Origin of the sequence: Bacillus sp. m3-13 (assembly GCF_000175075.1) — a bacterium.
Lineage (GTDB): Bacteria > Bacillota > Bacilli > Bacillales > Bacillaceae_I > Sutcliffiella_A > Sutcliffiella_A horikoshii_C.
Genome location: NZ_ACPC01000050.1, coordinates 199479 through 205628, shown reverse-complemented (window position 1 = coordinate 205628; position 6150 = coordinate 199479). Strand labels below are relative to the sequence as shown.

Genomic DNA, 6150 nt, shown 5'->3' with positions numbered 1-6150 from the left:
TTTAAACATTCTTCTGCTTAATTAAGTACGAATTGTACATTCAATTTTTAGCTTTTGAATGGAGCAAATGGCGTAGACTCCAGCGGGGGAAGAAGCGACATTGTTGAGACCCCGCAACGAAGTGAGGAGGCTCAAGGTCGCCCCGCGGAAAGCGAAGCCATTTGCGGAAATCAAAAGCGGTGTCTTAACAATATCTAAAATTAAGAACTTTTTCAGTGGCCTCGGCGTAGCCGAGGAGGCTCCAGCAGCGCCCCTAGGAAAGCGAAGCCATTTGCGGAAATCAACAGCGGTGTCTAAACAACATATTAAATCAGTCACAAGCACCCGGAACGAAAATCAACTGGGAGTCAACGCCACCCCATAAATAAAACCGTGAATGGACCTTCCCATTTACGGTTTTCCTATATCACAACGTCAAAAAAACCGCACACCTTCCGAATATTGTAATAGACAACAAGTCCCATTCGACACAAATAGGGGAAATCCAAGAATATTCCCCAGAAAATAAACGCAATACTCAAAGCTTGTCTACAGAAAATAGTTGCTTAAAAGACCATTTTGTGGGTAAAATAAACAATACTACGAGTATTTATGCAAAATCTACCTTATATCTTCCTAGCGATTCTTCTACAATTTCTTCATAAGGAGAGTTTATCCCACAAACACAAGGGAAACGTCCTCACTTCCATTTCATTTTCCTTAAAAAGTGCAGCGACTATTAGAATATTTCCCATCCTTCGAATTCGGCTTGAATCAGTGTTGGAAGACAAACAAACATTTATCCTTGGATCATAATCGTATCAAACAATAAAAACGAATAGAGTGGTGTTTTCTTTTTATGGATTTAACTATTTCTCACTTAGAAACTTTAAAATTAAAAGAACTATATGAATTTGCCCGTCAACATAAAGTATCTTACTACAGCAAACTGACGAAAAAAGAACTTATTTTTGCTATTTTAAAAGCTCAGGCTGAAAAAGATGGTCTATTGTTTATGGAAGGGGTACTGGAGGTCATCCAATCGGAAGGCTTTGGTTTCCTGCGTCCGATCAACTATTCTCCAAGTTCAGAGGATATTTATATTTCCGCATCCCAAATCCGTCGTTTTGATTTAAGAAATGGGGACAAGGTATCCGGTAAAGTGCGTCCTCCAAAAGAAAATGAGCGTTACTACGGGCTGCTTCACGTAGAAGCAGTCAACGGAGACGACCCGGAATCTGCAAAAGAGCGTGTCCATTTCCCGGCATTGACTCCTTTATATCCAGATCGTCAAATTGTGCTGGAAACAACGCCAAAAGGCCTTTCCACGCGCATCATGGACTTGATTGCGCCGGTAGGTTTCGGACAGCGTGGACTTATCGTTGCACCTCCTAAAGCCGGTAAAACGATGTTGATCAAAGAAATTGCCAACAGCATCACGACGAATCATCCAGAAGCTGAGCTAATCATCCTTCTGATTGACGAGCGTCCAGAGGAAGTAACGGATATCGAACGTTCCGTTGCTGGTGACGTTGTAAGCTCCACATTTGACGAAGTACCTGAAAACCACATCAAAGTGGCAGAGCTAGTACTAGAGCGTGCCTTGCGTCTTGTAGAGCACAAACGTGACGTTATTATCCTGATGGACAGCATCACACGTTTAGCACGTGCATACAACCTCGTTATCCCGCCAAGTGGACGTACACTTTCCGGTGGTATCGACCCTGCGGCATTCCACCGTCCAAAGCGTTTCTTCGGTGCTGCGCGTAACATTGAAGAGGGCGGAAGCTTGACGATCCTTGCAACGGCTCTTGTAGACACAGGTTCCCGTATGGATGACGTCATCTATGAGGAATTCAAAGGTACAGGTAACATGGAGCTTCACCTTGACCGTCAACTTGCAGAACGCCGTATCTTCCCGGCCATCGACATCCGTCGCTCCGGAACGCGTAAAGAAGAGCTGCTTATCCCGAAAGACCATCTGGACAAGCTATGGGCCATCCGCAAAACGATGTCCGACTCACCAGATTTTGCAGAAAAACTATTGCGCAGACTTCGCCAATCCAAAACAAACCAGGAATTCTTCGAAATGCTCGAAGAAGACCAAAAAGCAGGAACAGCAAAACGCTAATCATATAAAATCACGCGCACCCATGCTTTGTCAGGGTGCGTTTTGATTGATAGATGATTTCTAGCTGGTGATTGGAGCAAAGGGCGAAGACTCCACCGGGAGGAGGCTCAAGCACCGCCCCGTGGAAAGCGAAGCCTATTGCGGAAATCACCAGCGGTGTTAAAGTGGTTACCATATCTCATGGAAAACATTGGTTGCCATACCTTTAGATATAACTCCAAAAGTAATGTTGCAAAACAACCCATAAGTTGATATAATTTCATCAGTGTGTTTTTAAGATAAGTGATGGCGGCCAAACATAGCTGGTATCATTTGAATGATAACTCTGTTTCGAAAGATTCAGGGCGAAAAGGAGATGACAAGAATGAAAGCTGGAATTCATCCGGATTACCGTAAAGTTGTATTCATGGACATCAACACTAGTTTCAAATTCATCACAGGTTCTACGATGAAAACAAACGAAACTATTGAATGGGAAGACGGTACTACTTACCCTCTAATCAAAGTTGAGATCTCTTCTGATTCTCACCCATTCTACACTGGACGTCAGAAGCATGCTGCTGCTGATGGACGTGTTGAGCGTTTCAACAAAAAATACGGCCTTAAGTAATAAAGTAAAACAGGCAGGTTATCCTATATCTTGCCTGTTTTTTTACTTCTATTTACATAAACTAGTGCTTAGAATTCGTTTTTTGGACGAGACCGCTAAGCACTTTTTATACGTAAAATTATCAAAAAGGAGAGGCCGTATATGTATGTAATGAAGCATTCCGGTTGGGTGGAAGCGATTTGTGGCAGCATGTTTTCAGGTAAGTCTGAAGAGCTGATTCGCCGCATGAGACGCTCCCAATTTGCCAAACAGGAAATTCAAGTATTTAAGCCAGCCATCGATAATCGATATAGTGATGAAGCGGTTGTTTCCCACAACGGAACTTCCATCATTGCCTTGCCTGTTCCGAGTTCTCAGTCGATTTTAGACAAGGTGCAACCTGAGACGGAAGTAATCGGTATAGATGAAGTGCAATTTTTCGACGATCAGATCGTGGAAGTGGTGCAGGAGTTGGCGAACAGAGGCTATTGTGTGATTGTAGCTGGACTGGATCAGGATTTCCGTGGAGAGCCGTTCGGGAAAATGCCGGAGCTATTGGCGATCGCTGAAACCGTGACAAAGCTACAAGCTGTCTGTGCTGTCTGTGGATCCCCTGCAAGCCGTACGCAACGTTTGATCAATGGAGAACCGGCTAACTACGATGACCCAATAATTTTGGTGGGCGCTTCGGAATCATACGAACCTCGCTGTCGTCATCACCATGAAGTTCCTCACAAAGTATCTGTGCTGCAAGAAATGAAAAAATAAATATTTCCTAAATTTAGTCTGTAAGATAAAAAAGAAAGAGGATACGCTAAGAAACAGGAGGTGTTTGCATGAAACATGCAGTCCTGTTATTGGTGATATGCTCTTTTTTTATTAGTGGATGCAGTGGCGAACAACGCTTCGGAGCGGACGAGGATTTTGACGGAGAACGATTGATTGGTGTGAAAAACGATGAGCAAGACGGCTTCTATAAACGAGACCTCAACACAGAGGACTACAACACCAACCAGAACCCGAACTTTCTCGATCTCTCAGAAAACCGTCTTGACTACGGTGACGACGAGAATAAATTTGCCGAAGTAATTGAGTTGAACAGCGACCTCAAACCTGGTCCCGTCTACATTACGGGTGATACGGCGAGAGTCACCGCTTATGCGCCAAGCGGCATTTCCAAAGAAGAAAAGAAGCGTGTGAAAAGAGAGCTCAAAGAGAAATTCCTAGAGGTCACTCCCCGATACCACGTTAAACTGACAATCAAAGAAAGATAAGATGAGCTCGTTCTGATTTTTCGGGACGGGTTTTCTTTTATGCGGTAAGGGTTGGTTTCCGTCATGTTGATTTTGACGGACCACCTAACCTATACTATAATTAGAATGTTGTAGATATAAAAATAATTGCAGATTTTTCTGTATACATTTATAGAGGTGAATGCACGTGTTTGATCGTTTGCAGGCAGTAGAAATGCGTTACGAGAAATTGACGGAGCTATTGAGTGATCCGGAAGTCATCAGCGATACGAAAAAGCTGCGCGAGTACTCCAAGGAGCAGTCTGATATACAGGAGACTGTGGAAGCGTACCGTGAATACAAGGCTGTAAAAGAACAGCTGGATGATGCAAAAGCGATGCTTGAGGATAAATTGGATGCCGATATGCGCGAGATGGTAAAAGAAGAGATCGCTGAGCTTGAGGAGCAACAGGAAAACTTGGCTGATCGCCTACATATCCTTCTTTTACCGAAGGACCCGAATGACGACAAGAACGTTATCATGGAAATCCGCGGTGCTGCGGGTGGAGATGAAGCGGCGCTGTTTGCAGGCGATCTATACCGCATGTACAGCCGATATGCCGAGGCTCAAGGCTGGAAAACAGAAGTGATGGAAGCTGCGTCCACAGGTGTTGGCGGCTACAAGGAAATCATTTTCATGATTACAGGTAAGGGTGCATACTCTAAGCTGAAATTTGAAAATGGAGCCCACCGCGTACAACGTGTTCCTGAGACGGAATCAGGCGGACGCATCCATACTTCAACGGCGACGGTAGCAGTATTGCCTGAGGCGGAAGAGGTTGAAATTGAGATTCATGACAAGGATATCCGTGTGGATACATTTGCATCCAGTGGTCCTGGTGGACAGTCTGTTAACACCACAATGTCCGCGGTGCGCTTGACGCATATCCCGACAAACACAGTGGTTTCCTGTCAGGATGAAAAGTCACAAATCAAAAATAAAGAAAAAGCGATGAAAGTTCTTCGTGCCCGCGTGTACGATAAGTTCCAACGTGAAGTACAAGCTGAATATGATGCGAACCGTAAGCAGGCGGTAGGTACCGGTGACCGCTCTGAGCGTATTCGTACGTACAACTTCCCGCAAAATCGTGTAACCGATCACCGCATCGGCCTGACCATTCAAAAACTTGACCAGATTCTTCAAGGAAAGCTTCAAGAAGTTATTGATGCTTTAATTATGGAAGATCAAGCGCTAAGAATGGAACAGATGGAAAAATGATGAAGGCCATGAAGGTGTACGAAGCCCTGAATTGGGCTTCTTCTTTTTTTAAAAAAGAATGATCGCGACGAAAATGCGGGAGAATTGTTGTTGCGACACCATATGAAATTGGATCGGGCTCAACTTTTTAGTAGAATGCAAGAAATGATGCCAATGGAGATGCAGAGCTCTTTTATTTTCAACGTGCATAAACATGTGGCCGGAATCCCGGTGCAGTACTTGATGGGAAAAGAAGAGTTCTACGGCCGCAGTTTTTTTGTCAGTGAAGAGGTGTTGATTCCAAGACCCGAGACAGAAGAGTTGGTGGTCGGAGTGCTGGATCGTGTGAAAAAGCATTTTGGTGACGATACTGTTTCTGATGCTGCTGGCGAAAAATTGAGCGTCGTGGATGTTGGGACAGGCAGCGGTGCGATTGCAATTACCCTTGCTTTGGAAAATAGCTCCCTTAACGTGCATGCGACAGATATTGCCGGGGAATCGCTGGAAGTAGCGATGGATAATGCAGAAGCACTTGGAGCAGAAGTAGCATTTCTCCAAGGTGATTTACTGCTTCCATTCATCGAGCAAGATATCAAAGTGGATGTGGTGGTCTCCAATCCTCCTTATATTCCGCAAAAGGAATATGAAGGGCTGTCAACGGTAGTAAAAGATTTTGAGCCGTATCGTGCATTGGTTGGCGGTGTTTCCGGTTTGGAATTTTATGAGCGGTTTATGGACGAGCTTCCAAAAGTGTTGAAGGAACGGGCCATTGTGGCATTTGAAGTAGGGATGGGACAAGGAGAAGACGTAAAAGCGTTGCTGGAAAAGACATTTCCTCAAAGTAAGGTGGAGGTTGTATTGGACATCAACGGCAAAGATCGAATGGTTTTTGCGCTGATCGGGTGACGTCATGTTATTAAAAGAAGGAGGGAGCTGCACCTTGCTTGCTTCTGTCGATTAG

5 protein-coding genes and 1 pseudogene are annotated in these 6150 nt (G+C 44.5%); all 6 read left to right on the top strand.

The genetic code is table 11. The features are described 5' to 3' along the window. The first annotated feature begins 838 nt into the window (after window positions 1–838). The 6 genes and pseudogenes from rho to prmC all read left to right on the top strand — a co-directional run bounded on the left by rho (window position 839) and on the right by prmC (window position 6095). Window positions 839–2110 (top strand): transcription termination factor Rho, encoded by a 1272-nt coding sequence (gene rho, locus M313_RS0122235; RefSeq protein WP_010200439.1) that lies wholly within the window; start codon window positions 839–841, stop codon window positions 2108–2110. Between the two features lie 364 nt (window positions 2111–2474). Beyond that, the gene (locus M313_RS0122230; RefSeq protein ID WP_010200435.1) at window positions 2475–2720 is read left to right on the top strand and encodes a type B 50S ribosomal protein L31; all 246 of its coding nucleotides are present in this window, start codon (window positions 2475–2477) and stop codon (window positions 2718–2720) included. 141 nt (window positions 2721–2861) lie between these two features. Next, the gene (locus M313_RS0122225) at window positions 2862–3467 is read left to right on the top strand and encodes a thymidine kinase (protein ID WP_010200432.1); all 606 of its coding nucleotides are present in this window, start codon (window positions 2862–2864) and stop codon (window positions 3465–3467) included. A 68-nt stretch (window positions 3468–3535) separates the two neighbouring features. Beyond that, on the top strand, window positions 3536–3973 hold the full coding sequence (locus tag M313_RS0122220; protein WP_010200430.1) for a hypothetical protein: 438 nt from the start codon (window positions 3536–3538) through the stop codon (window positions 3971–3973). A gap of 166 nt (window positions 3974–4139) precedes the next feature. Then, window positions 4140–5210, top strand: a complete 1071-nt coding sequence (gene prfA / locus M313_RS0122215; protein ID WP_010200427.1) for a peptide chain release factor 1 — start codon at window positions 4140–4142, stop codon at window positions 5208–5210. An 8-nt stretch (window positions 5211–5218) separates the two neighbouring features. Then, window positions 5219–6095 (top strand): annotated as a pseudogene (gene prmC, locus M313_RS24425) (peptide chain release factor N(5)-glutamine methyltransferase). The last annotated feature ends 55 nt before the right edge of the window (window positions 6096–6150 follow it).

Bases quoted from the DNA above. Each gene is read 5' to 3' on its own strand.
- M313_RS0122230 (WP_010200435.1), top strand. From the start codon at position 2,475: ATGAAAGCTGGAATTCATCCGGATTACCGTAAAGTTGTATTCATGGAC.
- rho (WP_010200439.1), top strand. From the start codon at position 839: ATGGATTTAACTATTTCTCACTTAGAAACTTTAAAATTAAAAGAACTA.
- M313_RS0122225 (WP_010200432.1), top strand. From the start codon at position 2,862: ATGTATGTAATGAAGCATTCCGGTTGGGTGGAAGCGATTTGTGGCAGC.
- M313_RS0122220 (WP_010200430.1), top strand. From the start codon at position 3,536: ATGAAACATGCAGTCCTGTTATTGGTGATATGCTCTTTTTTTATTAGT.